21 protein-coding genes are annotated in these 25,616 nt (G+C 67.7%); 11 read left to right on the top strand and 10 right to left on the bottom strand.

From position 1 onward, the window contains the following. Positions 1-146: 146 nt before the first annotated feature. Positions 147-1,820, top strand: coding sequence for an electron transfer flavoprotein-ubiquinone oxidoreductase (locus GJG85_RS07310; protein ID WP_176015712.1), 1,674 nt, complete (start codon positions 147-149; stop codon positions 1,818-1,820). Between the two features lie 138 nt (positions 1,821-1,958). Here the strand turns inward: GJG85_RS07310 and aroC are convergent, their stop codons facing one another. The 3 genes from aroC to GJG85_RS07295 all read right to left on the bottom strand — a co-directional run bounded on the left by aroC (position 1,959) and on the right by GJG85_RS07295 (position 5,880). Next, complete coding sequence (aroC, locus tag GJG85_RS07305; protein ID WP_050018168.1) at positions 1,959-3,059, bottom strand: chorismate synthase; 1,101 nt, start codon at positions 3,057-3,059, stop codon at positions 1,959-1,961. Positions 3,060-3,350: 291 nt separating this feature from the next. Further along, positions 3,351-5,285, bottom strand: coding sequence for an MFS transporter (locus GJG85_RS07300; protein WP_050018169.1), 1,935 nt, complete (start codon positions 5,283-5,285; stop codon positions 3,351-3,353). Between the two features lie 139 nt (positions 5,286-5,424). Beyond that, a complete protein-coding gene (locus tag GJG85_RS07295) occupies positions 5,425-5,880 on the bottom strand; it encodes a CBS domain-containing protein (protein ID WP_006488504.1) in 456 nt (151 codons plus the stop codon). A 157-nt stretch (positions 5,881-6,037) separates the two neighbouring features. Here GJG85_RS07295 and GJG85_RS07290 point away from each other — a divergent pair, with 157 nt between their 5' ends. After that, positions 6,038-6,355: an Mpo1-like protein gene (locus GJG85_RS07290; protein WP_050018170.1), complete on the top strand. Its 318-nt coding sequence runs from the start codon at positions 6,038-6,040 to the stop codon at positions 6,353-6,355. Between the two features lie 14 nt (positions 6,356-6,369). On the opposite strand, the gene GJG85_RS07285 is transcribed toward GJG85_RS07290, so the two are convergent. Further along, positions 6,370-7,698, bottom strand: coding sequence for a YihY family inner membrane protein (locus tag GJG85_RS07285; RefSeq protein WP_089488378.1), 1,329 nt, complete (start codon positions 7,696-7,698; stop codon positions 6,370-6,372). 145 nt (positions 7,699-7,843) lie between these two features. Between GJG85_RS07285 and wrbA the strand changes: the two genes are divergently transcribed. The 4 genes from wrbA to GJG85_RS07265 are packed head-to-tail and all read left to right on the top strand — an operon-like array spanning position 7,844 to position 11,149. Continuing rightward, positions 7,844-8,464, top strand: a complete 621-nt coding sequence (gene wrbA, locus GJG85_RS07280; RefSeq protein ID WP_050018172.1) for an NAD(P)H:quinone oxidoreductase — start codon at positions 7,844-7,846, stop codon at positions 8,462-8,464. Further along, on the top strand, positions 8,461-8,853 hold the full coding sequence (locus tag GJG85_RS07275; protein WP_050018173.1) for a DUF2069 domain-containing protein: 393 nt from the start codon (positions 8,461-8,463) through the stop codon (positions 8,851-8,853). Before wrbA ends, GJG85_RS07275 begins: the two co-directional genes overlap by 4 nt. Positions 8,854-8,871: 18 nt before the next feature. After that, the gene (locus tag GJG85_RS07270; RefSeq protein WP_050018174.1) at positions 8,872-10,293 is read left to right on the top strand and encodes an FAD-binding oxidoreductase; all 1,422 of its coding nucleotides are present in this window, start codon (positions 8,872-8,874) and stop codon (positions 10,291-10,293) included. A 25-nt stretch (positions 10,294-10,318) separates the two neighbouring features. Further along, positions 10,319-11,149 (top strand): metallophosphoesterase, encoded by an 831-nt coding sequence (locus tag GJG85_RS07265; RefSeq protein WP_089488376.1) that lies wholly within the window; start codon positions 10,319-10,321, stop codon positions 11,147-11,149. Positions 11,150-11,210: 61 nt separating this feature from the next. Here the strand turns inward: GJG85_RS07265 and GJG85_RS07260 are convergent, their stop codons facing one another. After that, the gene (locus tag GJG85_RS07260) at positions 11,211-11,363 is read right to left on the bottom strand and encodes a hypothetical protein (protein ID WP_162838134.1); all 153 of its coding nucleotides are present in this window, start codon (positions 11,361-11,363) and stop codon (positions 11,211-11,213) included. A gap of 117 nt (positions 11,364-11,480) precedes the next feature. Then, entirely contained in the window at positions 11,481-12,422 is a 942-nt protein-coding gene (locus tag GJG85_RS07255) for a LysR family transcriptional regulator (RefSeq protein ID WP_050018176.1), read from the bottom strand. Positions 12,423-12,579: 157 nt separating this feature from the next. Between GJG85_RS07255 and GJG85_RS07250 the strand changes: the two genes are divergently transcribed. From GJG85_RS07250 to GJG85_RS07235, 4 genes are read left to right on the top strand one after another with little or no spacing between them, the layout of a single operon-like run. Beyond that, positions 12,580-14,169, top strand: coding sequence for an efflux transporter outer membrane subunit (locus GJG85_RS07250; RefSeq protein WP_080334427.1), 1,590 nt, complete (start codon positions 12,580-12,582; stop codon positions 14,167-14,169). 14 nt (positions 14,170-14,183) lie between these two features. Then, positions 14,184-16,388 carry an FUSC family protein gene (locus tag GJG85_RS07245; RefSeq protein ID WP_089488374.1) on the top strand — a complete coding sequence of 735 codons (2,205 nt, stop codon included), beginning with the start codon at positions 14,184-14,186 and terminating at the stop codon, positions 16,386-16,388. Then, the gene (locus GJG85_RS07240) at positions 16,385-16,588 is read left to right on the top strand and encodes a DUF1656 domain-containing protein (RefSeq protein ID WP_006476212.1); all 204 of its coding nucleotides are present in this window, start codon (positions 16,385-16,387) and stop codon (positions 16,586-16,588) included. Before GJG85_RS07245 ends, GJG85_RS07240 begins: the two co-directional genes overlap by 4 nt. Before the next feature lie 12 nt (positions 16,589-16,600). After that, complete coding sequence (locus GJG85_RS07235) at positions 16,601-17,476, top strand: HlyD family secretion protein (RefSeq protein WP_050018179.1); 876 nt, start codon at positions 16,601-16,603, stop codon at positions 17,474-17,476. A 21-nt stretch (positions 17,477-17,497) separates the two neighbouring features. Here the strand turns inward: GJG85_RS07235 and GJG85_RS07230 are convergent, their stop codons facing one another. Then, the gene (locus tag GJG85_RS07230) at positions 17,498-19,171 is read right to left on the bottom strand and encodes a methyl-accepting chemotaxis protein (protein WP_089488373.1); all 1,674 of its coding nucleotides are present in this window, start codon (positions 19,169-19,171) and stop codon (positions 17,498-17,500) included. 405 nt (positions 19,172-19,576) lie between these two features. Between GJG85_RS07230 and GJG85_RS07225 the strand changes: the two genes are divergently transcribed. Further along, a complete protein-coding gene (locus GJG85_RS07225; protein WP_089488372.1) occupies positions 19,577-20,812 on the top strand; it encodes an MFS transporter in 1,236 nt (411 codons plus the stop codon). 424 nt (positions 20,813-21,236) lie between these two features. On the opposite strand, the gene GJG85_RS07220 is transcribed toward GJG85_RS07225, so the two are convergent. The 3 genes from GJG85_RS07220 to GJG85_RS07210 form a co-directional block, all read right to left on the bottom strand. Next, positions 21,237-22,334 (bottom strand): IS5-like element ISButh6 family transposase, encoded by a 1,098-nt coding sequence (locus GJG85_RS07220; RefSeq protein WP_080334439.1) that lies wholly within the window; start codon positions 22,332-22,334, stop codon positions 21,237-21,239. A 98-nt stretch (positions 22,335-22,432) separates the two neighbouring features. Beyond that, positions 22,433-23,230, bottom strand: a complete 798-nt coding sequence (locus GJG85_RS07215; protein ID WP_050017557.1) for a 5'-methylthioadenosine/adenosylhomocysteine nucleosidase — start codon at positions 23,228-23,230, stop codon at positions 22,433-22,435. After that, positions 23,227-25,590 carry a UvrD-helicase domain-containing protein gene (locus tag GJG85_RS07210; protein ID WP_050017558.1) on the bottom strand — a complete coding sequence of 788 codons (2,364 nt, stop codon included), beginning with the start codon at positions 25,588-25,590 and terminating at the stop codon, positions 23,227-23,229. Before GJG85_RS07210 ends, GJG85_RS07215 begins: the two co-directional genes overlap by 4 nt. Positions 25,591-25,616: the final 26 nt, after the last annotated feature.

The following is a 25,616-nucleotide window of genomic DNA, read 5'->3' as shown; positions in this document are numbered from 1 at the left end:
CCGGACGGCACAGCCCGGGCGGCATTACCCTAGCACAAAAAATAGAACGATCGTGCTAATCTACCCGCATGCTGTTGCGGCAAGCGTTTCGTTTCGCAGACAATACGCTCCCGAATAAAAGCATTCTAACGGTTAGAGGAACGCCAATGACCCCCGCAAGCCTCATCGAGCAATACGGCCCGCGCGAATCGATGGAATACGACGTCGTGATCGTCGGCGGCGGCCCCGCCGGGCTGTCTGCCGCGATCCGGCTCAAGCAGCTGGCCGCCGAGAAAGGCACCGAGATCGGCGTGTGCGTGCTCGAGAAGGGTTCCGAGATCGGCGCGCACATCCTGTCGGGCGCGGTGATGGACCCGCGCGCGATCACCGAGCTGTTTCCCGACTGGAAGGAACGCGGTGCGCCACTCGACGTCGAGGTGAGCGAAGACCGCTTCCTGTTCCTGTCCGAGAAGAGCGCCGTCACGACGCCGAACTGGGCGCTGCCGGACAACTTCAAGAATCACGGCAACTACGTGATTTCGCTGGGCAATGTGACCCGCTGGCTCGGCCAGCAGGCCGAGGCGCTGGGCGTCGAGATCTTCCCCGGCTTCCCGGCTGCAGAGATTCTCTATAACGACGACGGTTCCGTGAAGGGCGTCGCCACCGGGAACATGGGCGTGGGCAAGGACGGCGAGCCGACCGAGAACTTCCAGCTCGGCATGGAGCTGCACGCGAAGTACACGCTGTTCGCCGAAGGCTGCCGCGGCCACCTCGGCCGCCAGCTGATCTCGACGTTCAAGCTCGACGCGAACGCCGATCCGCAAGCGTACGGGATCGGCATCAAGGAACTGTGGGAAATCGATCCGGCCAAGCACAAACCGGGTCTCGTGATCCACACGGCCGGCTGGCCGCTGAAGTCCGACACGTACGGCGGCTCGTTCCTGTATCACATGGACAACAACCAGGTCGTGGTCGGCTTCGTGGTGGGCCTGGGCTACACGAACCCGTACCTGTCGCCGTTCGAGGAATTCCAGCGCTACAAGACGCACCCGTCGATCCGCGCGTTCCTCGAAGGTGGCAAGCGCGTGTCGTACGGCGCGCGGGCGATCACCGCGGGCGGCCTGCTGTCGCTGCCGAAGACGGTGTTCCCGGGCGGCGCGCTGATCGGCGACGACGCGGGCTTCCTGAACGCATCGCGGATCAAGGGCAGCCACGCGGCGATCAAGACCGGCATGCTCGCGGCCGACGCCGCATTCGACGCGGTGCAGGCCGGCCGTCAGTCGGACGAGCTGAACGCGTACCCCGATGCGTTCAAGCAATCGTGGCTGTACACGGAGCTGTACCGCGCGCGCAACTTCAAGCAATGGATGGCGAAGGGCCTGTACCTGGGCACGCTGATGGTCGGGCTCGAGCAGAAGGTGATGGGCGGCAACGTGCCGTGGACGCTGCATCACCAGCACGCGGACCACGAGATGCTGAAGCCGGCGTCGCAGTGCGAGCCGATCGCGTATCCGAAGCCGGACGGCAAGCTGACGTTCGACCGGCTGTCGTCGGTGTTCATCTCGAACACGAACCACGAGGAGAACCAGCCGGCGCACCTGACGCTGAAAGATGCGAGCGTGCCGGTGAACGTGAACCTGCGCACGTACGCGGGGCCGGAGGCGCGCTTCTGCCCGGCGGCCGTGTACGAGTTCGTGAAGAACGACGACGGCGGCGAGCGCCTCGTGATCAACGCGCAGAACTGCGTGCACTGCAAGACCTGCGACATCAAGGACCCGACGCAGAACATCGTGTGGGTCACGCCCGAAGGCGGCGGCGGGCCGAACTACCCGAACATGTAAGCTGCCGGAACGCGCCGCCGCGAGCGGCGCGTTTTTTGGTCACGGCACACCACCGCCGCAAACGAAACGGGGCGCTGCATCACGCAGCGCCCCGCTTGCATTCATCGTTCGACGGCCGACGCGACGCGCCCGCTTCTATCAGGTCGCGCTGCCCGCGATCTTCGGCGTGGCCGTCTCGACGTCGCCGCACTGTGCGCGGTGGCGCAGCGCATGGTCGATCAGCACCAGCGCGAGCATCGATTCGGCGATCGGCGTCGCGCGAATGCCGACGCACGGATCGTGGCGACCGAAGGTTTCCACCGTCGCCTCTTCGCCGGACTTCGTGATCGAGCGGCGCGGCGTGCGGATGCTCGACGTCGGCTTGATCGCGATCGACACGGTGATGTCCTGCCCCGTCGAAATCCCGCCGAGCACGCCGCCCGCGTGGTTGCCGACGAAGCCGGCCGGCGTCAGTTCGTCGCCGTGCACCGAGCCGCGCTGCGCGACGCTGTCGAAGCCCGCGCCGATCTCGACGCCCTTCACCGCGTTGATGCTCATCATCGCCTTCGCGATATCGGCATCGAGACGGTCGAATACCGGCTCGCCCCAGCCGACCGGCACGCCGGACGCGACGACGTCGATGCGCGCGCCGATCGAATCGCCGTCCTTGCGCAACGCATCCATGTACGCCTCGAGCTCCGGCACGACCGCCGCGTTCGGCGAGAAGAACGGGTTCTCGTGCACGTACGACCAGTCGACGAACGGCACGTCGATGTCGCCGAGGCCGCTCATGTAGCCGCGCACCTCGACCCCGAAGCGCTCGCGCAGCCACTTCTTCGCGACCGCGCCCGCGCCGACGATCGGCGCGGTCAGGCGTGCGGACGAGCGGCCGCCGCCGCGGTAGTCGCGGATGCCGTATTTCTGCCAATAGGTGTAGTCGGCGTGACCGGGACGGAACGTCTCGACGATGTTGCCGTAGTCCTTGCTGCGCTGGTCGGTATTGCGGATCAGCAGCGCGATCGGCGTGCCGGTCGTCACGCCTTCGAACACGCCCGACAGGATCTCGACCTCGTCGGCCTCCTGTCGTTGCGTCACGTGCCGCGACGTGCCGGGCTTGCGGCGATCGAGCTCGACCTGGATGTCGGCTTCGGTCAGCCCCATCCCCGGCGGGCAGCCGTCGATCACGCAGCCGATCGCGGGACCGTGCGATTCGCCGAAGGTCGTGACAGTGAAAAGCGTGCCGAGGGTATTGCCGGACATGATGGAACCGCCCAAAGAGAAATGGTCAAACCGATGCGCTGCCGGCGCCGCAGGCAGGTCGATCGTTTGCCGGTCGAGAAAGAGGTAAACCGCTATTATGCCAGCCGTCCCGGGCCCGCGGGCCGGGTGAACCGTTCAGACCACACGGGCCGGCCGCGGATAAGGGCGGATGCGAGGCAGGTGTGGCAATCGCAGGCCCTCGGCGTTGCGCTCGGGACCCGCCGAACCGGGCCGCCATCCCGGCCCGGTGCGCGGATCGACCGTCCCGCGCCGGACCCGACGCCCGCCCGCCTACTTCCGCGCGCCGCGCAGCTCGGTCACCGCGACCTGCAGCGCCTCGGGCGTCGCCACCGACGCCGGAATCGGCTCGCCGACCGCCAGCGTCAGCCGGCTCATCACGCCGCGCTTGATGGGGCGCGGCATCCGCGCATCGGTATGCCGCGAAAAATAGCTGCCCCACAGCCCGCGCAGCGCCATCGGGATCACCGGCGCCGGCGTGCGGTTCAGGATCTCGGTGATGCCGTGATGGAACGTGTTGATGTCGCCGGTCTTCGTCAGCTTGCCCTCGGGGAAGATGCACACGAGTTCGCCGTCCTTCAGCGCGGCCTCGCAGAGGTCGTACGCCCGCGCGAGCATCGCGGGATCCTCGTGGCGCGGCGCGATCGGAATCGCCTTCGCATGCCGGAATACCCAGCTCGCGAAACGCGTCTTGAAGATCCGGTGATCCATCACGAAACGGATCGGACGCGGGCTCGCGGCGGCCAGCACGAGCGCATCGACGTAGCTGACGTGGTTGCACACGAGCACCGCCGCCCCTTCCGCCGGGATTCGCTCCGCGTGCACGAGGCGGATCCGGTAGAACGTATGCACGAGCACCCACGCGACGAAGCGCAGCAGGAACTCGGGCACGAGCAGGTAGATATACGTCGCGACCACGACGTTCAACAGCGCGGTGACGAGGAACAGCCCCGGGATGTCGATGCCGGCCTTGGTCAACCCCATCGCCATCACGGCCGACAGGATCATGAACAGCGCGTTCAGGATGTTGTTCGCGGCGATGATCCGCGCGCGGTGCGTCGGCGCACTGCGGCTCTGGATCAGCGCATACAGCGGCACGCTGTAGAAGCCGCCGAACATCGCGAGCAGGAACAGGTCGGCCAGGATGCGCCAGTGGCGCGCGCCGCCGAGGAATTCGCCGACCGACAGCAGATGGCCGGGCGACGGCAGCGCGTGGCTTGCGAAATACAGCTCGATCGCAAACACGCTGATGCCGATCGAGCCCAGCGGCACGAGGCCGATCTCGACGCGCCGCTGCGACAGCCGCTCGCACAGCAGCGAACCGAGGCCGATGCCGACCGAGAACGTCGCGAGCAGGACCGTGACGACGTCGGGGCTCGCGGACAGCACGTCCTTCGCGAAATTGAAGAACGACGTGAGGAACGTCGCGCCGACGAACCACAGCCACGAGATGCCGAGCAGGCTCAGGAACACCGTGCGGTTCTGCCGCGCGAGCTTGAGGTTGCGCCAGGTCTCGCTGACCGGGTTCCAGTTGATCACGAGATCGGGCTGCGGCGCAGGCGTCGACGGCACGCGCTGCGCGACGAGCCGCCCGGCCAGCGCGATGACGACGACGCTCACCGCGAGCACGCGCTCGCCGCTGCCTTCGATGCCGGCCGCCGCGCCGCCGATGATCGTGCCGATCAGGATCGCGATGAACGTACCCATCTCGACGAGCCCGTTGCCGCCGACCAGTTCATGTTCGCCGAGATGCTGCGGCAGGTACGAATACTTGACGGGCCCGAACAGCGTCGAATGCATCCCCATCATGAACGTGCACAGATACAGCAGCGTCGCGCTGTGCGTGACGAAGCCGGCCGCGCCGACCAGCATCAGCACGATCTCGAACGATTTCACGAAGCGCGTGAGGGTCGCCTTGTCGTATTTGTCGGCGATCTGGCCCGAGGTGGCCGAGAACAGCACGAACGGCAAGATGAAGATCGCGGAAATCAGGAACGCGGCCGTTTTCGCATCGACGCCGGAGAACCGCGCGGTGTGATACGTGACGAGCGACGTGAAGCCGATCTTGAAGACGTTGTCGTTCAGCGCGCCGAGGAACTGGGTCGTGAAAAACGGCGCGAAGCGGCGCTCGCGCAGCAGGTCGAACTGCGATGCGTGGGCGCGACGTTCGTCGCGCCGCCCCGATGTGGCTTGCGTGTGATCGCTCATGCGGAATACGCGCGCATCGTCTGGGCGATGCTGCGCGGGCCTCGTGTTGTCGTTGAAAAAACGGCGGCGCAGGACATGCCTGCGCCGCCGCGTGCCGGATGGCGGCGCCCATGCATCGACGTGCCGGGCGCGGCGCGATTCACGGCTTGTGCGCTTCGGCTTCCGATTCCGGCCAGTCGCGAATGTACGCCTTCAGCATCCGGTTCTCGAAGCTCTGCGCCTCGACGACCGTCTTCGCGACGTCGTAGAACGAAATGACGCCCATCAGCACCTTCTTGTCGAGCACGGGCATGTAGCGTGCGTGACGCTCGAGCATCATCCGGCGCACTTCGTTGACGTCCGTTTCCGGCGTGCACGTGAGCGGCTCGTCCATCACCTTGCGCACCTGCACGTCGCCGATCGCGCCGCCGTTCACGTGCAGGCGCAGGATGATCTCGCGAAACGTCAGCATCCCGACGAGATCGCCGTACTCCATCACGACGAGCGAACCGATGTCGTGCTCGGCCATCGTATCGACCGCTTCGCGCAGCGGCTTATCGGGCGTCACCGTAAACAGCGTGTTGCCCTTCACTTTCAGAATATCGCTGACGCGCATCGTAGTCCCCTCATGCTTGAATGCAAAATCTCTTTCGATCCTATCGGAAAGCCTGTCAAAAGGAAAGCACGGGCCGGCGCGGCGGGCCGCCGCCGCTTGCGGACGCGGCCCGCCGGCCGCACAATGACCTCATGAACAGCGGCCCGAGGAGACGGCCATGGCGCATACGCATACGGAGCAATTCGCCCGCTTCGCTGATTTCTACCCGTATTACCTGAACGAGCACCAGAACCTGACGTCGCGGCGGCTGCACTTCATCGGCTCGCTCGGCGTGATCGGCTGCGTCGCGATGGCGGTCGCGACCGGCCACTGGCTGTGGCTGCCGGCGGCGATCGTCTGCGGCTACGGGTTCGCGTGGGTCGGCCACTTCTTCTTCGAGAAGAACCGTCCGGCGACGTTCCGGCACCCGATCTACAGCCTGATGGGCGACTGGGTGATGTTCAAGGATATCTGTACCGGCAAGATCCCGCTGTAGCCGCCGGCCCGCCTTCAGGCCGGCCGCGGCGGCCGCGCGTGCGGGTCGGCCGCGCCCGGCGCCGGCCCGGCGCTCGCGGCCGGCTGCCCGCCCGCGAGCCGGTGCGCGGCGATCAACGACGCGAGCGTCACGTCGAACCGGTCGCTCGACAGCACCTCGAGCAGCGCCGCGCCTTCGACGTGGCTGCGGCGCCGCTCGAGCTGGTACGTCAACTCGGTACGATCGATCACCAGCACGTCGAACAGTTGGGCGAGCGTCAGCTGCTCCGGGTTCGCGAGCAGGATATAGCGCGGCGTGGCCTCTTCGCCGCCGTCGAGCCGCGCGACCCATTCCCGCTCCTCCATCGTCGTCAGCAGCCGCTGCGCGGTTTCCATGTCGCAGCGCAGCATCGTCGCGAGCCGCAGCGCCGTGTAGCCGCGCTTGCCGGCCGCGCGCGCTTCGGCCAGCCGCGCGAGCAGTTCGAGCGCGTCGAGCAGGTCGCTGCCCGGATAGTGGATCCGGTGAAACTGGCCGACGCGAATCGCCGGCAGCGCCGACGCGACCATCGCGCCGAGCAGCGCGATGAACCAGCTCAGATACACCCACAGCAGGAACACCGGCAGCGCCGCGAACGCGCCATAGACGGCCGTATAGGTCGGAATGCGCCGGACGTAGTAGCCGAAGCCGCGCTTCGCGAGTTCGAACGCGATGGCCGCAAACAGCCCGCCAATCACCGCGTCGCGCCAGGCGACCGCGCAGTTCGGCAGGTACACGTACAGCAGCGTGAACGCGAGCACCGTCAACGGCAGCGACGCAAGTGCAAGCAGCCACTCGACGATCGACGTCGACGCCCCCGCGCCGGTGAACGCGAGCGATTGCGTGAACAGGTACGACGAAATCGACAGGCTCACGCCGAACAGCAACGGCCCGAGCGTGATCAGCGCCCAGTACGCGAGCACGCGCTGCGCGAACGGCCGCGGCTTGCGCACGCGCCAGATCAGGTTGAACGCCGATTCGATCGTCATCATGGTCATCACCGACGTGACGACGAGCACGATCAGCCCGGCCGTCGTCAGCCCCTTGGCCTTCGACGCGAACTGGTTCAGGTACTTGAAGATCTGGATGTTGAACTGCGCGGGCATCAGGTGATCCGCGAGGAACCCCTGCAGCGAGATCTGGAACGACGCGAACATCGGGAACGCTGTGAACAGCGCGAACGCGACCGTCAGCAGCGGCACGAGCGCCAGCATCGTCGTGAAGGTCAGGCTCCCCGCCACCTGCGGGATGCGATCCTCGGCGCTGCGCCGGGCCGCGAACTGCGCGAGGCGCTTGATGGTGTCGAGATCGACGCTCAACTTCGGCAAACGGCTTCTCCTTCTCGAAACTGCGCGCGTCACGGCGCGCCGCCGCCGCGCTGCGCGACGGCTTCAGCCCCTATAATAGCCGCTCGATCCCAGCAGGGGCCGACTGCACCGGGCACGCGCGCGGCCGCACGCGGCTCCGTCGCCCATGAAAGACATTCTCGTCCTCTATTACAGCCGTCACGGCGCCACGCGCGATCTCGCGCTCGCGATCGCGAACGGCATCGACAGCGTGCCGGGCATGCAGGCCCGCATCCGCACCGTGCCGCCCGTGTCGGCCGTCTGCGAAGCCACCGCCCCCGACATCCCGGCCGACGGCCCGCCGTACGCGGAGCTGCGCGACCTCGAGGAATGCGCGGGCCTCGCGCTCGGCTCACCCACCCGCTTCGGCAACATGGCCGCGTCGCTCAAGTATTTCCTCGACGGCACGACGCCGCAATGGCTATCGGGCGCACTGACCGGCAAGCCCGCGAGCGTGTTCACGTCGACGGGCAGCCTGCACGGCGGCCAGGAGTCGACGCTGCTGTCGATGATGCTGCCGCTGCTGCATCACGGGATGATGATCGTCGGGATCCCGTACACCGAATCCGCCCTCAGCACGACACGTACCGGCGGCACGCCGTACGGCGCGTCGCACGTCGCGCAGCACGACCGCGCGGCGCCCGGGGGGCTGTCGGCGGACGAGAAGGCGCTTGCCGCCGCGCTCGGCGTACGGCTCGCGCGCGCCGCCGCGGCCCTTTCCGCCGCGCAGGCCGCCGAAGCCGCATGACCGCCCCCGCCCGCCCCGCCGTCGCGGCCCGGCCGCGCTACGCGCTGGCCGCCGCCGCGTGTCTCGTCGCGCTGATCGCGCTGTCGCTCGCATGGGAGCTGTGGCTCGCGCCGCTGCGCCCCGGCGGCTCCGCGCTGATGCTCAAGGCCGTGCCGCTCGCGCTCGCGCTGCCCGGCGTCTGGCGGCGTAACATCTATACGATGCAGTGGGCGAGCATGCTGATCCTCGTCTATCTGGCCGAAGGCATCGTGCGCGGCATGTCCGATCGCGGGCTGTCCGCGACGCTCGGCTGGTGCGAGACCCTGCTTGCCGTCGGCTTCTTCGTGGCGGCGCTGGCCTACGTCGCGCCGTTCAAGCGCGCGGCGAAAAAACCGCGCGCCGCGTCCTGACCCTTACGCGACAAGGTGATGATGTCCTCCGAAGCTTTCGTTTCCGCGTGCCGCGACGCGATCGGCGCCGACCACGTGCTGACCGATCCGCACGATACCGAACCGTTCCTGACCGACTGGCGCCGCCGCTACAAGGGCGCCGCGTGCGCGGTGCTGAGGCCCGCGAACACGGCCGAAGTCGCCGCGCTCGTGAAGCTCGCCAACGCGCACGGCGTCGCGCTCGTGCCGCAGGGCGGCAACACGGGGCTCGCCGGCGGCGCGACGCCCGACGCGAGCGGCAGCCAGGCCGTGCTGAGCGTCGCGCGCCTGAACCGCGTGCGCGCGCTCGATCCGCACAACAATACGATTACCGTCGAAGCCGGCGTGATCCTCGCCGACGTGCAGGCGCGCGCCCGCGAAGGCGGCCGGCTGTTCGCGCTGAGCCTCGCGGCGGAAGGCAGCTGCACGATCGGCGGCAACCTGTCGACCAATGCGGGCGGCACCGCAGTGCTGCGCTACGGCAACGCGCGCGAGCTGTGCCTTGGGCTCGAGGTCGTGACGCCGCAGGGCGAGATCTGGGACGGGCTGCGCGGCCTGCGCAAGGACAACACCGGCTACGACCTGCGCGACCTGTTCATCGGCGCCGAAGGCACGCTCGGGATCATCACCGCGGCCGTGATGAAGCTGCATCCGCTGCCGGCCGCGCAGGTCACCGCGCTGGCCGCGCTCGAATCGCCGCACGCGGCGCTCGATTTCCTCGCACTCGCGCAGCGCGCGGCCGGGCCGCTGTTGACCGGCTTCGAGCTGATGTCGGATTTCTGCATGCAGCTGGTCGGCAAGCACTATCCGCAACTGCGCTACCCGTTCGCGCAGACGCATGCGCAAACGGTGCTGCTGGAGCTGTCCGACAACGAAAGCGAAGCGCATGCGCGCGCGCTGTTCGAAAAGCTGATGGAAGAAGCGTTCGAGGCCGGGCTCGTGGTCGACGCGGTGGTCGCGGAGAACCTCGCGCAGTCGCGTGCGTTCTGGGACTTGCGCGAGCACATCCCGCTCGCGCAGGCGGACGAAGGGCTCAACATCAAGCACGACATCGCGGTGCCGATCTCGTCGATCGCCCGTTTCATCGACGAGACCGACGCGGCGATCCAGCAGGCCGCGCCGGGCGCGCGCATGGTCACGTTCGGCCACCTCGGCGACGGCAACCTGCACTACAACGTGCAGATGCCCGAAGGCGGCGATCCGAAGGCGTTCCTCGCAGCGTTCCAGGCGCCGATCAACCGGATCGTCTACGACAACGTGCACCGTCACCACGGCACCATCAGCGCGGAGCACGGCATCGGCCAGTTGAAGATCGACGACGCGCAGCGCTACAAGTCGCCGGTCGAAACGACGCTGATGCGCACGCTGAAGACCGCGCTCGACCCGCGCGGCCTGATGAATCCCGGCAAGGTCCTGCGCTGAAGCCGCCCACTCAGGAGCCACGCCCGTGAAAGTCCGCGTCCTGTCCGACCTGCATCTCGAAAACAACCTGCCCGACGCGATCCCGCATGCCGACGCGGATCTCGTCGTGCTGGCCGGCGACATCCACAATCACGCGGAAGGTCTGCGCTGGGCCGCCGAGACGTTCGACCCGGCGGTGCCGGTGATCTACGTGCCCGGCAACCACGAGTATTACGACGGGGAATTCGGCGCGCTGGAATCGTCAATGCGCGACGCGGCGCATGCGCTCGACAACGTGCATTACCTGAACAACGGCGTCTACGTCGATCCCGCGCAACGCTTCCGCGTGCTGGGCACGACGCTGTGGGCCGATTTTTCGCTGTTCGGCCGGGACGAAGCCAGCGTCGCGCGCGCGACCGACGCCGGGCTGCGCGTGATGCTCGATTTCAAGGGATTGATCCAGGTGACCTGGCCGCACGACGCGGCGGTGCATACGACAGCCGCGGCGCCGGAACGGGATTTCGCGCCGGCCGACGCGATCGCGCTGCACCGGCGAGGCCGCGCATGGCTGGAAGCGCAGCTGGCCGCGCCGTTCGCGGGCAGGACGATCGTCGTCACCCATCATGCGCCGCACCGGCGCTCGCTGGCGGAACGCTATGCGAAAGATCTGGCTTCCGCGGGGTTCGTCACGGACATGGCGGAACTGGTGCGGCCGCCGGTGGATCTGTGGCTGCACGGTCACACGCATACGTCATTCGACTACGTTGCGGACGGCGGCACGCGCGTGGTGTGCAATCCGCGCGGCTACTTTCACCGGCGCACCGGCGAATGGGAAAACCCCGCGTTCGCGTGGGACAAGGTCGTCGAGCTCGGCTGAGCGCCGGCCCGGGCGGCCGCGTCGCACGGCCTTCCCGACCTGAAGCGTGACGCCCGCGGGATCAGCGGCCGGGGCGGCGCGGCTCGCGCACGCGGACCGGCACGGGCTTGAGCTGCGCCTTCGCCTTCATCGCACGCAGCAGGTCGCGGGTCGCCGCCGCGGCGGCAGCCGCGCCCAGCAGGACGCCAAGGCCGATCATCAGGTGCGTATCCATCGCTACTCCGGTGTGGTGTATCTCGTTAATTCCAACAGTATCAAACTGTCTGACACACGTTCGTAAAAAAATGTTGCGTGAAGGACAAATCTCGTCAGATCGCGGTCGACCGCGCGATCATGTCGCACGCGTGAACTGTTCGAGCGCGGCTTCGTCGGCTTGGAGCGTGAGCGGCACCTCTTCGCGCAGGAAATCGACCCAGGTCCGGATTTTCGCGTCGAGGTACTGACGCGACGGATACAGCGCGTAGATGTTCATCACGTGCGAGCGGTACTCGGGCATCACGCGCACGATGTGCCCGCCGCGCAGCCAGCCGATCGCCGAATAGAGCGGCAGGCCGCCGATGCCCATCCCCTCCCGCACGGCCACCGCGAGCGCCTCGGCGACGTTCACGCGGAACGGCGGCGCCGTGATCGGCACGACTTCGTCGCCGTTCGGCCCCGCCAGCGCCCATTCGTCGAAGTGAAAGCCCGGCGCGACCATCCCGAGGCACACGTGCTGCGCGAGATCGGCCGGCCGCTGCGGCAAGCCGTGCGACTCGATATAGCCGGGCGACGCGCACACGACGCTGTAGCTCTCGCCGAGCCGTTGCGACACGAGCCCCGAATCCGGCAGATCGCGGCCGACGACGATCGCGACGTCGTAGCCCTCGTCGAGCAGGTCCGGCATCCGCTGCGCAAGCGTCAGCTCGACGTGCACGTCCGGATAGCGCTCGCGGTAGCGCGCGATGGCCGGCACCAGGTAGTGCTGGCCGAGGCTCGTGAAGCAATGGACCTTCAGCTTGCCGGACGGGCGCGCATGCGCGTCGCCGGCCTCGGCTTCGGCCTGGTCGACATAGGCCAGGATCTGTTCGCAGCGTTGCAGATAGCGCTCGCCGGCTTCGGTCAGCGCGATCCGGCGCGTCGTGCGGTTCAGGAGGCGCGTGCGCAGGTGGGCCTCGAGATCCGAGACCGCGCGCGATGCGTAGGCGGTGGTCGAATTCATCTGCTGGGCGGCGGCGGTAAAGCTTCCCGCGTCCACCACGCGGACGAATACCCGCATGTTTTGTAACGTATCCATCCGATTACCCGTGTGAATCCGCAAGGATTGTTGCACAGGGTCCAACAAATATTATCTCAGGATTCGTAAAAATGACTTGCACCGTTGTCCGTTTATTCAGGAATCGCTGAAAAATATAATCGCCTCCGACTCATCTATATCCGAAAGGGAGAAAATCGTGCAGTCTCCGGCGACAAAAGGGACGCTCGCACTGGCGGTTCTTGCAGTCTCATTAATAATGGCCGGTTGCGCGAGCATGGGCGACAACAAAACCCAGTCCACTCGCATCGAAGCGAACGCGCTCGACGCCGGCGCGGCCATCCGCGCGGCCGACCGAGACGCGGGCTGGCCCGCCGCCGACTGGTGGCGCGCGTACCGCGATCCGCAGCTCGATGCGTGGATCGCCGCCGCCCAGGCCGGCAACCCGACCCTCGCGGCGGCCGAGGCCCGCGTGCGGGAAGCGCAGGCGATGGCGCGCGTCGCCCGTTCGGCCGAGCTGCCGCAGATCAACGGCAACCTGTCGCTGATGCGTCAGCACTGGCCGGACAACGTGTACTACGGCCCGGGGCCGCTCGCCGATACCGACACCTGGAACAACACCGGCACGCTCGGCCTGTCGTATCACCTCGATCTGTGGGGCAAGGACAAGAACGCAACCGAGCGTGCGCTCGACACCGCGCATGCGACCGCCGCCGACGCGCGGGCGGCAAAGCTCGAACTCGAAGTCAACGTCGTGCGCGCGTATGTCGGCATGTCGATGAATTACGCGCTGCTCGACCTCGCGCACGAAACGTACGAACGCCAGCGCTCGCTCGCCGATCTCGCGCGCAAGCGGCTGCAGGCCGGCCTCGGCACGCAGCTCGACGTAAGCCAGGCGGAATCGACGCTGCCCGACTACGAGCGCCAGATCGACAGCTATGAGGAAGCGATCCAGCTCGCGCGCCACCAGCTCGCCGCACTGGCCGGCAAGGGTCCCGGCGCCGGCGACGCGATCAAGCGGCCGCAGCTGGCGCTCGAGGCGCCGGCCGGCCTGCCGTCGGCCATGCCGGCCGACCTGCTCGGCCGCCGCCCGGACGTCGTCGCGGCGCGCTGGACGGTCGACGCGCAGGCGCGCGGCATCGACGTCGCGAAGGCGTCGTTCTACCCGAACATCGACCTGCTCGCGACGGTCGGCGGCTTCGGCGTGACCGCGCCGTTCACCGACTTCCTGCGCGCGATGAACGGCGGCTGGACGGCCGGTCCCGCGCTGTCGCTGCCGATCTTCGAAGGCGGCCGGCTGCGCGCACAGCTCGGCGCCGCGAATGCCGGCTACGATCAGGCGGTCGAGCGCTACAACCAGACGATCGTCGGCGCGCTCAAGGACATCGCCGACCAGGTCGTGCGGATCCGCTCGCTCGATACGCAGAAGAAGGACGCCGCGCGGTCGGTGGCGGCCAACAATCGCAGCTATCAACTGTCCCGCGAAGGCTTCCGCCGCGGGCTGACCGATTACGTGAACGTGCTGGTCGCGCAACAGCAACTGCTGCGTGCGCAGGAGACGGCCGCCCGCATCGACGCGGAACGCCTCGCCGCACACGCGCAGCTGATGGCCGCGCTCGGCGGCGGGGTCGAGACGGGGACGGATGTCCGGGGCGGCCAACCGCCGAAGGATGAGGCCACCGTCGGTGTAGCCGCGCCAGCCGCCGCATCGGCCGCGAAGCCCGCGGCAGCCGCCGCCCGGCCCGCGCAGGTCGCAACCGCCGGCGGCGCCGCGCCGGCCGCACGGTAACGCGGAGCGCCGCCATGTCAGCTTCCTCCCCCGCTTCCCCGCGCGTCGACGGCCCGTTCGCGGCCTGGACCGACGCGTTCGGCGACTGGGCCCGCACCGACGGCGCCGCGTGGCTCTACCTGTTCAAGGCGCTGCTCGCCGCGTTCATCGCGACCGGCGTGTCGATGCGGCTCGACCTGCCCGCGCCGAAAACGGCGATGACGACCGTGTTCATCGTGATGCAGCCGCAAAGCGGCGCGGTGCTCGCGAAAAGCTTCTACCGGGTCGCCGGCACGATCTTCGGGCTGATCGCGACGCTCACCTTCGTCGGGCTGTTCCCGCAGCAGCCGCAACTGTTCCTGCTGGCGGTCGCGCTGTGGGTCGCGCTGTGCACGGCCGGCGCCGCGCGCAACCGCAACTTCCGCAGCTACGGCTTCCTGCTGGCCGGCTACACGACCGCGCTGATCGGGCTGCCCGCGTCGCAGCACCCGGACGGCGCATTCATGAGCGCGATGACGCGCGTGGCCGAAATCATGGTCGGGATCGTGTCGGCCGGCGTGGTCAGCGCGCTCGTGTTTCCGCGGACCACCGGCGAGCAGATGCGCACGACGGTGCGCAAGCGCTTCGGCAGCTTCGTCGACTACGTCGCGGCGGCGCTGTCGGGCAAGCTCGACCGCGCGCATATCGAAACCATCCATACGCGCTTCGTCGCCGACGTGGTCGGGTTCGAGGCCGCGCGCAGCATGGCCGTGTTCGAGGATCCGGACACGCGGATGCGCAGCGGCCGCCTCGCGCGGCTGAACAGCGAGTTCATGAGCGCGTCGAGCCGCTTCCATGCGCTGCACCAGTTGATGAACCGGCTGCATGCGGCCGGCGCGCAGGCCGCGATCGACGCGATCGAGCCGTACTTTCGCGAGATCGCGCCGCTGCTGCTGACGCCCGCCGGCGAACCGGTGCGCACGTCGGCCGATGCCGGCCACGCGGCCGCGCAACTGCTCGCGTGGCGCGACGCGCTGCCGCGCCGCATCCGCGCGACGCGCGCCGCGCTCGAGACGCAGCCGGACTTTCCGCTGCTCGACTTCGATACGGCCGCCGAACTGCTTTACCGCTTCATCACCGACCTGCACGAGTACGCGGCCACCTACGCGTCGCTGTCGACCGCGACCCACGAGCGCGAACGCTGGATCGAGCGCTACGAGCCGCGCACCAATGCGACGGCGATGGTGATCGCGGCGATCCGCACCGCGACCGTGATCCTCGTGCTCGGCTGGTTCTGGATCGAGACCGCGTGGCCGAGCGGCGTGACGATGACGCTGACGGCGGCGGCCACCTGCGCGCTCGCGTCGTCGACGCCGCGCCCGACAGCGATGTCCGCGCAGATGGGCATGGGTACCGCACTCGCGATCTGCACGGGCTTCCTGCTGACGTTCGGCATCTATCCGCACATCGACGGTTTTCCGCTGTTGTGCGTCGCGCTCGCGCCGTTGCTCGCGATCGGCATCTTCATGACGCTGAAGCCGAAGCTCGCCGGCTACGGGATGGGCTACCTGATCTTCTTCAGCTTCCTCGCCGGCCCGGACAACATCACGCACTACGATCCGACCAGCTTCATGAACGACTCGCTCGCGCTGGTGCTGGCGATGCTGGCGTCGGCGATCGCGTTCGCGGTGCTGTTCCCGCCGACCGCGCCGTGGCTCAAGAAGCGCCTCTTCGCGGACCTGCGCCACCAGGCCGTCGCGGCCGGTCACGCGCGGCTCGTGGGCCTGCGCACGCGCTTCGAAAGCGGCGCGCGCGACCTGATGTACCAGGCGCACACGCTGTCGGCCGACCAGCCGGACGTGCAGCGCGACGCGCTGCGCTGGATGTTCGCGGTGCTCGAAGCCGGCAACGCGACGATCGACCTGCGCCAGGAGCTCGCAACGCTGCCGTCCGACCCGCGCTATGCGAGCGCGATGCCGTGGCGGCGCGCGATCGAGACGATGCGCAGCGCGCTGTCGGCGCTGTTCTCGAAGCCGAGCGCAGCACGTTTCGACGCGACGCTCGCCGCGACCAATGCGGCGATCGACGCGACCCGGCAGACGCTCGATGCGGTCGAGCCGTCGCGCGAAGAACGCCACCGGCTGCAGCGCATCCTGAGCCATCTGCATTTCGTGCGGACCGCGCTGCTCGACCCGGAATCGCCGCTCGAGCCGCTCAACCGCAACCGCCCCGTGCGTCCCCAACCAGGAGCCTCGTCATGATGCCGCGTGAAATCGCCATTCTCGATGCCTACATGCCGACGGTGGTGCTGATGTTCGTCCTCGGCGCGATCGCGACCTGGGCCGTCGACCGCCTGCTCGCCTATACGGGCCTCTATCGCCTTGTCTGGCACCCATCGCTGTTCCGGGCCTGCCTTCTCGTCTGCATTTGCGGCGGACTGAGTCTTGCCGTTTACCGTTGATTCCGAACCATCATGATGCTCAGAAAACTCTTCGGCTTCGTCGCGACCGCCGTCATCCTTCTCGTCGCGATCCTGATCGGGCGCTCGCTGTGGGTGCACTACATGGACGATCCGTGGACGCGCGACGGGCGCGTGCGCGCCGAAATCGTCAACGTCGCGCCGGACGTGTCGGGCGCGATCGTCGAGCTGCCCGTGCATGACAACCAGCTCGTGAAGAAAGGCGACCTGATCATGCAGATCGACCCGTCGCACTACCGGATCGCGGTCGAGCAGGCGCAGGCGGCGGTCGCTGCCCGTCGCGCGGAACTGCAGATGCGCCGCGACGACGCGGCCCGCCGCGCGGACCTCGATGCGCTCGTCGTGTCGAAGGAAAACCGCGAGAACGCGGCGCACAGCGCGTCGAGCGCCGATGCGCAGTACCAGCAGGCGATCGCCGCGCTCGACGCCGCGAAGCTCAACCTCGAACGCACGCGCGTCGTCGCGCCGGTCGACGGCTACATCACGAACCTTCAGACGTTCAAGGGCAACTATGCGGTGGCCGGCCAGGCGAAGCTCGCGATCGTCGACAGCCATTCGTTCTGGGTCTACGGCTACTTCGAGGAAACCAAGCTGCCGCGCGTGAAGATCGGCGCGCCGGCCGAAATGCGGCTGATGAGCGGCGGCGTGATGAAGGGCCATGTGGAAAGCATCTCGCGCGGCATCTACGATCGCGACAACCCGCAAAGCCGCGACCTCGTCGCGGACGTGAACCCGACCTTCAACTGGGTGCGCCTCGCGCAGCGCGTGCCGGTGCGCATCCGGATCGACGAAGTGCCGGCCGACGTGGTGCTGTCGGCGGGCACGACCTGCACGGTCATCATCGATCCGGACAAGCAGAAGAAGTCGTAAGCGCCGGAGCGCGCCGCACGCTCAGTGTGCGATGCGGAAACGCCCGACCAGCGCCTTCAGCGCCTGAGCCTGCTCGTCGAGCGCGTTCGCGGCAGCCGCCGCCTGTTCGACGAGCGCCGCGTTCTGCTGGGTGCCGGCATCCATCTGCGTGACCGCGCGGCCGATTTCGTCGATCCCCGCGCTCTGCTCGTCCGACGCCGCCGAAATCTCGCCGATGATGTCGGTCACGCGCTTGACCGCGCGCACCACGTCGCCCATCGTGCGGCCCGCGTCGTGCGCGAGCGCCGCGCCGTTGGCCACGCGCTCGACCGACGCGCCGATCAGCTCCCGGATCTCCTTGGCCGCGGTCGCCGAGCGCTGCGCGAGCAGCCGCACCTCGCCGGCGACCACCGAAAAACCGCGCCCCTGCTCGCCGGCGCGCGCGGCCTCGACCGCCGCGTTCAACGCGAGAATGTTGGTCTGGAAGGCGATCCCTTCGATCGTGCCGATGATGTCGCGGATGTTCTTCGCGCTGTCGTCGATCTCGCTCATCGTCGCGACCACGCGCCCGACGACCTCCCCGCCCGTCTCCGCCACCGCCGACGCATTGGCCGCGAGCGAGCTCGCCTGACGCGCATTCTCGGCGTTCTGCCGCACGGTCGACGTGAGCTGCTCCATGCTGGCCGCGGTGCGCTCGAGCGCGACGGCCTGCTGTTCGGTGCGGCGCGACAGGTCGAGGTTGCCGGTCGAGATTTCGCCGGACGCGGCCGCGATGGCCTCGGCGCTCACCGCGATCTCGCCGACGGTGGCCGCGAGCCCCGTCTGCATCTCGGCCAGCGCGCGCACCATGCTGCCGCGATCGTGCCGGCCGAGCGCGATCGGCCGCGTCAGGTCGCCGCGCGCGATGTCCGCGGCGATCTCCTTCGCGAGCGCGGGCTCGCCGCCGAGCTGCGACGCGAGACGCCGCACGACGCGCTCGGCGATCACGACGGCCAGCACGATCAATGCGGCCGTCATCGCGGCGATCATCGCGAACGACGACGAAAAAATGGTGGCGGACGCATCGAGCGTCGCCTTCGACTTCTCGCCGCGCGTCTTCACGAGTTCGGCGACGAGTTTTTCGAGCTTGCCGGTTTCGACCAGCAGCGACACGTCCTGCGTGCCGACCTGCCAGTTCATCTGCGACAGGTCGAGCGGCTGCGCGCGCACCAGCGTGACGAAATCGCGCAGATGCGTGCTCCACGTGCCGACCGCCGTCGAGAACGCGTGCAGCCGCGCCGAATCGCCGGTATCGGCCGGATCCGCATAGCGCTGCAGCGTGCCGAGCGCCTGGCTGATCGACGCGAGCCCCGCGCTCACCTCGGCGCCGAGTTCGTCGCGCTCCTTCGCGGTCGTCGCGGTCAGCAGCATCTTCTGCGCGCGGCTCGCGCGCAGCACCTCGGCGCGGACTTCAGCCGCCGCCCGGCTCGCGACGTGACCCTGTTCGTAGACCGACGCGATCGACGCGTTCAGCCGGCTGATCTGCCACAGCGAAAACATGCCGATCGCGAGCGTGCCCGCCAGCAGGATCGCGAATGCGGCGCGCAACGTCGCCTTGACGGTCCACGGCCGACGCTCGCGACGCGCCGCGCGCGCACGCCGTGCGACACGACCGGCGGCAACACCGGATGCGGCGGCCGCCGCACCGGGCTGTGGATGCAAAGATGCTGCTTTCATCGAACTATCCCCGTATGGATCACGCTGCCGGAAAGGTCGGTCCGGCGGTCCCGCGATGGCAGGCCATGCCGCGCGTCCGGCGCCCGCCCGGCGGGTAGCCGGGGCCAGGCGCGGCGCGCGTGTTGTCATTGGGTCGTTCTACGGCCGCCACCGCCGTTTCTTGAGTCCGGAAAAACACGCACCGGGCCCCGGCGCGGCCCCGCTGAAGCGGCGACCGCGCCGCCAGCGTTATACCCGTCCAAAAAAACATGCATCGGCCGATCCGTCCGACGAATGTCCGATTCGCGATAAAACTTGGCAGGACATTCGTGACACGCCACATTACACTTCTTTGACGCATCAACGAATCAACCACGCGCCGATCCCCAACAGAGCGCGCCAGCCACCTCAACTCGTTCAGCTCACATGGAAACCAGCCTCGACTCCGGCGCCGGCCCAGCCGTCGCTCAGCCGTCCGCACCGCCCGTCGCCCGCACCGTCTACCCGGTGCTCGGCGCGATCAGCTTCTCGCACATGCTCAACGACATGATCCAGTCGCTGATCCTCGCGATCTACCCGATGCTCAAGAGCCAGTTCGCGCTGTCGTTCGCGCAGATCGGCCTGATCACGCTCACTTACCAGATCACCGCGTCGCTGCTGCAGCCACTCATCGGCCTCTATACCGACAAGCGTCCGAAGCCGTATTCGCTGCCGGTCGGCATGGGCTTCACGCTCGCGGGGCTGCTGCTGATGTCGGCGGCGTCGAGTTTCCCGATGCTGCTGGTGGCCGCGGCGCTCGTCGGCTGCGGCTCGTCGGTGTTCCATCCCGAATCGTCGCGGGTCGCGCGGATGGCGTCGGGCGGCCAGCACGGGCTCGCGCAGTCGGTGTTCCAGGTGGGCGGCAATGCCGGCTCCGCGCTCGGGCCGCTGCTCGCCGCGCTCGTGATCATTCCGCACGGCCAGCACAGCATCGCGTGGTTCTCGGCGGCCGCGCTCGTCGCGATGATCGTGCTCACGCAGATCGGCCACTGGTACAAGAAGCATCCGTCGATGAAGAAGAAGGCCGTGGCGGCCGGCCACCCGACGCTGTCGCGCGGCCGCGTGATGGGCGCGATCGGCGTGCTGGTGCTGCTCGTGTTCTCGAAGTACTTCTACCTCGCGAGCATCAACAGCTATTTCACGTTCTATTTGATCGACAAATTCCACCTGTCGGTACAGGCCGCGCAGATCCACCTGTTCGTGTTCCTCGCGGCGGTGGCGGCCGGCACGCTGATCGGCGGGCCCGTCGGCGACCGGATCGGCCGCAAGTACGTGATCTGGGTGTCGATCCTCGGCGTCGCGCCATTCACGATGCTGCTGCCGTACGCGAACCTGTTCTGGACGAGCGTGCTGACCGTGATCATCGGCGTCGTGCTGGCGTCGGCGTTCGCCGCGATCCTCGTCTATGCGACGGAGCTGATGCCCGGCAAGGTCGGGATGGTCGCGGGCCTGTTCTTCGGCTTCGCGTTCGGGCTGGGCGGCGTCGGCGCGGCCGTGCTCGGCCAGCTCGCGGACGCGACGAGCATCCCGTTCGTCTACAAGGTGTGCTCGTTCCTGCCGCTGATCGGCGTGCTGACGGTGTTCCTGCCGAACCTCGAAGGCAGCGGGCGCAAAAAGGCGTGACGAACGACCGGCCGCGGCGTGCGCACCGTGGCCGGTCGAGCGGTTTGAACGGAAAAGACGAGACGGCGGCTAGGGCCTGTTCACGCTAATAACGGGCTTGCGAACGTGCCTTTCCGCCCGCAGTGCAAGGAGTAAGGAGCGCCGTTTGGCCGTGCCAAACAAGCGACGCACGACGCCGCAATGTGGGCGGAAAGGCACGTTCCCCTGTTTGGAAAAATTCATTCGTGGGGCCAGCGCAAGCCCGTTATTAGCGTGAACAGGCCCTAGCAGGCTGTTGAAAAGCGCCTCGCTTTGATGACTGGGGCACTGTTTAAAAGGATTTCGTATGCGCTTGGCTGCCGAGTTGCCAACGAATCGCCGAAGCTGGACCGTTCGCGAGCGATCCAGCCGGCGCGTTGCCGTACGACGGCCGCGCTTGGGCGGCTCATTGCACCGCTCCTTGCGGCGGCACCACCGTCAGCATTCGCGCCATTCGAGTCAGATTGCTCGCCAGCATCGTCAGCTTGAAGTGCTGGTCGACCCGTTTGAGGCCGCGATACGCGGTCTGTCGAATCCTGCCGACGGTCTTGCCCCAGCCGAAGTGCTCTTCGATGCGTTTGCGAATCACTTGGCTAATGCCATAACCGGCGTGCCGCGAGGTGCGGCCGTCGATCGCACTGCCGCCTTGATGCGTGTCGTTGCGCGCGACGTGTGGCGTCACTTTGCGCGCTCGGCAATCCCGCACAAAGTCGCGCATGTCGTAACCCTTGTCGGCGCCGAGCGTCTTGGCGTGACGACCCGGCACGCAATCGAGCAGGCGCAACGCACTCGCGCGTTCGCCGAAACCATCAGCGTGGCTGACCACTGCGCCGACCACCAAGCCCGAGCGGTTCTCCATCAGGATGTGCCCCTGATAACAAAGGATGGCTCCGCTTTGCCGCCCCTTGCGGAACAGGCGCGCATCCGGATCGGTGCTCGATTCATGCGTGTCGTTGCTGCGCCGCTTGCCCTTCCAGTCGGTGTCGACATTGCGGCCACCGCCGGCTGGCGGATCGTCCGAACCGTCCTTGGGCCGGAAGCTCTTGTGGCTGGCCCAAGCCTGGATCAGCGTGCCATCGACCGAGAAGTGTTCTCTGGACAGCAGCCCTTGCTTGTCGGCCAGGCTCATGACTTCGGTAAAGAACGCTTCGACCACGTCGTGCTCCAGCAGTCGATCCCGGTTCTTCGAGAACACCGAGTGGTCCCACACGGCGTCTTCGATGGCCAAGCCGACGAACCAGCGGAACAGCAGGTTGTAGCGCATCTGCTCCATCAGCATGCGCTCGCTGCGTACCGAGTAGAACACCTGCAGCAACAACGCACGCAACAGCTTCTCCGGTGCAATCGACGCGCGGCCGCTGTCCGCGTAGATCGTGCCGAACAACCCGTTGAGCCGCTTCAGTGCCTGATTGACCAGCAGCCGGAGCGGCCGCAACGGGTGATCGGCCGGCACGAAATCTTCCAGCTTCACCGTCGTGAACAGCGGTTCCTGCATCTCGTCCATTCCGCGCATCGCTCTTATCTGCCCAAGGTCATGAACACGATATCTCTAACGCACCGCTCGCAACGCCCGTTTACACCGTTCCGAATTTCAACAGCCTGCTAGGCCGCCGTCGTCGCATGCAGCGTCAGGAAACGCTTGAGGATGCCCGACGAATAGCTGCTCGCAATCGCCGACAGGAAGTGCGAGAACGACTGCGTCGCGTGATCGTCGGCCGTATCGGAGATCGTGCGCACGAGCGCGAACGGCACGTCGTGTTCGGCACATACCTGGGCGATCGCGGCGCCTTCCATCTCGACCGCGAGCGCGTCCGGCAGCGCGTCGCGCAGCGCGACGACTTCGCGCTCGCTCGACACGAAGCGGTCGCCGCTGATGACGAGCCCCGCGTGCAGCGCCGCGCCGGCGAGCCCGAAGCGCTCGGCGAACCGCGCGGCCTCTTCGTCGACGAACAGCGCGCATGCGGCCCGCAAGCGGGCCGTCAGCGCCGCGTCGGTCGCGAAACGCGTGATGCCGAGCAGCGGCACCTCGTAGCGCGGAAAGAGCGGCGATGCGTCGAGATCGTGCTGCAGCAGCGTATCGGCCACGACGACGTCACCGACCCGCACCGTGCGCGACACGCCGCCCGCGACACCGGTAAACACCACGCCCGACACGCCGAACACGTGGATCAGCGCGCTGACCGTCGCGGCGGCCGCGACCTTGCCGACCCGCGCGAGCGTGACGACGCAGGCCGCGCCGTGCACGGTGCCGACGTGATAATCACGGCGGCCGAGCGTGACCGTCTTCATCGCGCCGTCGGCGCGCATCGCGGCGATCAGGTCGCCGAGTTCCTCGGGCAGCGCGGCCAGAATGCCGAGCCGACGCGCGGCAGGCGCCACGACGAGGTCGACGTCCATCATTCCACCGCCTGCAGTTTCGCGACCGCGAGCGCAAGCCATTTCTCGCCGTGGCGCTTGAACTTCACCTGCGCCTTCGCATCGGTGCCGTTGCCTTCGAGCGCGGTGACCGTGCCTTCGCCGAACTTGGTATGGAACACCTGCTGGCCGACCCGGAAGCCGGTGTCGGCCGCGCGCTGCTTGTCCGCGAACGCGGGCAGCGGCGCGGACACGGCCGCATCGACGATCTGCTCTCGGCTGCCGCCGCCCGGCCGCGCGAACCAGTCGCGCCCGTAGCCGGCGTTGTCGGAGCGCCCGCCCCAGCGCGACCCGGCCTCGACCTTCGGCGTGAGCCACTTCAGCACGTGCTCCGGCAGTTCGTCGAAGAAGCGCGAGCGTACGTTGTAGCGGGTCTGGCCGTGCAGCATCCGGCTTTGCGCGAACGACAGGTAGAGCCGCTCCTTCGCACGCGTGATCGCGACGTACATCAGCCGGCGCTCCTCCTCCAGGCCATCCGATTCGAGCACGCTGTTCTCGTGCGGGAACAGCCCCTCCTCGAGCCCCGTGATGAACACGGCCGAGAACTCGAGCCCCTTCGCCGCGTGCACGGTCATCAGCTGCACCGCGTCCTGGCCGGCCTGCGCCTGGTTGTCGCCTGCTTCCAGCGACGCGTGCGACAGAAAGCCGGCGAGCGGCGTCATCGTGTCGGGGTTCTGGGCAGGGTCGGCGGGCGATGCCGGATCGAGCACGTCGACCGCCGGATCGTCGGTCGCGGTACCGAGTTCGGGTGCCGCGATCGCGCCCGCGCGCAGCGGAATCGAGCGGGCCGGCGTGTCGAGCCCATAGCCTTCCTCGGCGATGAACGCGGTGGCCGCGTTCACGAGTTCCTGCAGGTTTTCGAGGCGATCCTGACCTTCGCGTTCGCCCTGGTAGAAATCGGCGAGGCCGCTCGCGCGCACGATGTGCTCGACGGTGTCGGGCAGGTTCATGTGCTGCGTGTCGGCGCGCATCTTCGCGATCAGGTTCGCGAACCCGCCGAGGCTCGTGCCGGCCTTGCCGGTCACGTACGGAATCGCGGCGGCCATCGAGCAGCCGTACAGCCGTGCGGCGTCGGCCAGTTGCTCGACCGAGCGCGCGCCGATCCCGCGAGTCGGGAAGTTCACGACGCGCGCGAATGCCGTGTCGTCGTTCGGGTTGTCGATCAGGCGCAGGTACGCGAGCGCATGCTTCACTTCCTGCCGCTCGAAAAAGCGCAGGCCGCCGTACACGCGGTACGGAATGCCCGACGACATCAGCGTGTGCTCGATCGAGCGCGATTGCGCGTTGCTGCGGTACAGGACGGCCACTTCGCTGCGCGCCATCCCGGTATTGATCAGCGAGCGGATCTCCTCGACGATCCAGCCGGCTTCCTGCGAATCGGTGCTGGCTTCGTACACGCGCACGGGCTCGCCGTGGCCGGCGTCGGTGCGCAGGTTCTTGCCGAGGCGGTGCGCGTTGTTCGAGATCAGCTGGTTCGCCGCGTCGAGGATGTTGCCGTGCGACCGGTAGTTCTGCTCGAGCTTGATCAGGTTGCGCACGCGGAATTCGTCCTCGAAGTCGCGCATGTTGCCGACGTTCGCGCCGCGGAACGCGTAGATCGACTGGTCGTCGTCGCCGACCGCGAAGATCGCGTTCTCGCCGCCCGCGAGCATCTTGAGCCACGCGTACTGCAGCTTGTTGGTGTCCTGGAACTCGTCGACGAGGATGTGCCGGAAGCGCGCCTGGTAGTGCGCGCGCAGCGGCGCGTTGTACGCGAGCAATTCGTAGCAGCGCAGCAGCAGCTCGGGGAAATCGACGACGCCTTCGCGCTGGCACTGCTGGTCGTACGCCTGGTACAGCTCGACGAACTTGCGGTTGAAGTTGTCGGTCGCGTCGACCTTGTCCGGGCGCAGCCCCTGCTCCTTCGCGTTGTTGATGAAGTACTGGACGTTCTTCGGCGGGTACTTTTCGTCGTCGACGTTCGCCGCTTTCATCAGTCGCTTGATCGCGGACAGCTGGTCGGCCGTATCGAGGATCTGGAAAGTCTGCGGCAGGCCCGCGTCGCGCCAGTGCGTGCGCAGCATCCGGTTGCACAGGCCGTGGAACGTGCCGATCCACATCCCGCGCGTGTCGATCGGCATCATCGCCGACAGGCGCGCCATCATCTCGCGCGCGGCCTTGTTCGTGAAGGTGACGGCGAGCACGGTGGGCGGCGATGCATAGCCCTGCTGGATCAGCCACGCGATGCGCGTGATCAGCACGCGGGTCTTGCCGCTGCCCGCCCCTGCGAGGATCAGCGCCGGTTCGTTCGGCAACGTGACGGCGGCGAGTTGTTCGGGGTTCAGATTGGCGAGCAGATCGGGCATGGAGCGGCGGCTAACGGGCGAGAAAA

The organism is Burkholderia sp. MS389 (genome assembly GCF_016899425.1).
Taxonomy (GTDB): domain Bacteria; phylum Pseudomonadota; class Gammaproteobacteria; order Burkholderiales; family Burkholderiaceae; genus Burkholderia; species Burkholderia sola.
The sequence above is the reverse complement of the archived record's forward strand: the minus strand, read 5'-3'. Positions and strand labels throughout refer to the sequence as shown.